2 protein-coding genes are annotated in these 2,028 nt (G+C 43.0%); both read right to left on the reverse strand.

The genetic code is table 11. The features are described from left to right. Positions 1–295 precede the first annotated feature (295 nt). Positions 296–952, reverse strand: coding sequence for an NAD(P)H-dependent oxidoreductase (locus AB4496_RS17140; RefSeq protein ID WP_009846099.1), 657 nt, complete (start codon positions 950–952; stop codon positions 296–298). A gap of 323 nt (positions 953–1,275) precedes the next feature. Next, positions 1,276–2,028: glycerol kinase (locus AB4496_RS17145; RefSeq protein ID WP_372131452.1), on the reverse strand; the 753-nt coding region annotated here is incomplete at its 5' end.

Below are 2,028 nucleotides of genomic sequence, written 5' to 3' on the forward strand. Positions count from 1 at the left end.
ACTCCTGCGCTTCGCGAATTAGAACACGTGGATTGATTAAGTCTTGGTGGTCTAAAAAGCGGCTGGAATGGCTAAAGCTGAGATAGAAAAGATGGATGCGAAATACAGACATGAAAAAGGCCAGACGAGTGTCTGGCCAAAACAAGGCAGTGTAATTTAACAGTCTGAAGTGCTGTTGAAACTATATTTTGTAAAACGAAAAAGCGTTTTAAAAATTAAAGCGTTATAGCAGTTAAGCGTTGTAACTGTTTAACGTGTTATCGCTGTTGATTCATTTGTCATCTTAATTCGCGCGTTAAAGCGTCGTCACGATTTCATCAAGAGCTAGGCGTGCTTTTGGTTTACCGTGGTTATAGTCTTCGCCGTCTTTGTGGTAGCCGATTGCTAGCGCTACATCAACAACGTGACCGTCTAGTTCGTCAGCAAACTCTTCGCCGATCATAGCGGCATCTACGCCTTCCATCGGTGTTGATGCAATACCAAGACGAGCCAGTGTGTGCATTGTGTTACCTAGCGCGATGTACACTTGAGACTTAGTCCAGTTACCGTTGAAACCAGTCTCATCTGTGTTCATTTCTGCGAATGCGTAAGCCCCTAAGAACTGCTCGTACATTTCAGCGGGTAGGTGACCAGAGCTTACTTCTGTGTCAGCACGCTTTGCGAATTTCTCTTTAGTGTACTTAGGATCGTGAGCAAACAGGATCGTATGTGACGCTTCTTTCGCATGCGGTTGGTTAAACTGGAACATGTTCTCGAAAGTATTGTGGAAGCGTTGTTTTGCTGCGTCACTCTCAATGATGATGAATTTCCAAGGCTGAGAGTTGATAGAAGAAGCTGACAAACGAAGTGCTTCTTTGATTACTTCCATGTCTTCCGCAGAGATGCGCTTTTCTGCATCGTATTTTTTAGCTGTGTAGCGAGTGTTTAGATCTGAAATGATTGGATGAGTCATGTTGAATCCTAATATCTATCAATATAAATGTTGTAGGGTTTTATGTTCGGTAACGTCAACAATAAACGGATAACGCATTTAGGCTATATCTCTATAGAAGTCGTTTCTAGAACAGTCAGCCTCTAAAAGGCTGAACGCTTAAATGGCTATCGAGCATGCCCCAATAAATCGAGTATCTGCGGTAGCTCAAGTCGATGGGTGTAAGATAATAGAAGATTGGCTTGGGAAAAATAGCGAACACATCAAATCACTATGGTTAATAATGTCCATAATGATCTGATTAGTGTGATCTGGATGTGTGTTGGTTTTCGAAAATCAGCCAGTTAGTACGCTTTGATTCCATATTGGCGTAATAAAGAGGGAAGTACACTGTCGAGGTTTGGGATATCTTCAGGGTTAAGTTCAATCAAGCTAAAACCGTGCTCTTGGTAAACTTTCTTGGTCGCATTTCGTTTGTCTTCTTCTATAGGGCCTGAATCTGTTCCCCAGAATTGAATGTATACCTTGCCGCTTGGCAGGTAGAAATCGCTCATTACTTCTTTTGATATTGGGAGCGGACGTTCATAGGCATGAACCACTCCCGCCATATAAAGCCAGTTATCGATGATCAGCTCTCCCTTTGAACGTACATAATGTCCGTCTAAGGTTCGGTGTTTCGCCTCAAATTTCTGACGAAAGCTAGAAAACGAGACATCGGTAGAGTGGCTTTCAGCATCATGCCCTAGAAATTCGACAACAGACTGCTTCAAACGTTTATTGCGAACCAACGAATCGTGCCATACCACAAATAGGTTTTGAGTCGCTTTATCTTCCCTTTGCTCACCGCCTGCTTTTAAGCCTGTTGAGGTGACATGCCAACCATCTTCTTCACGTGTTATCCAACCAAGCTCGCTGAGCAACAGGTTAATTTTTTTTGCGCTAAGTTGAAAGGCACTGCCTAGTTGAGTTGCCGTTAGCGTTTTTCCAGAGAAAGAATCTAGGTCGATGAGTAGTTTTTCTGGCCAGACAATAAAGACACCAAACTTCTTGTGTTCGACATACTCCCCACCAAAGCTTTCGCCTCGTTCTGTGAGTAC

Origin of the sequence: Vibrio sp. 10N.222.46.A1 (assembly GCF_041473595.1) — a bacterium.
Classification (GTDB): Bacteria; Pseudomonadota; Gammaproteobacteria; order Enterobacterales; family Vibrionaceae; genus Vibrio; species Vibrio tasmaniensis_A.

Bases quoted from the DNA above. Each gene is read 5' to 3' on its own strand.
- AB4496_RS17140 (WP_009846099.1), bottom strand. From the start codon at position 952: ATGACTCATCCAATCATTTCAGATCTAAACACTCGCTACACAGCTAAA.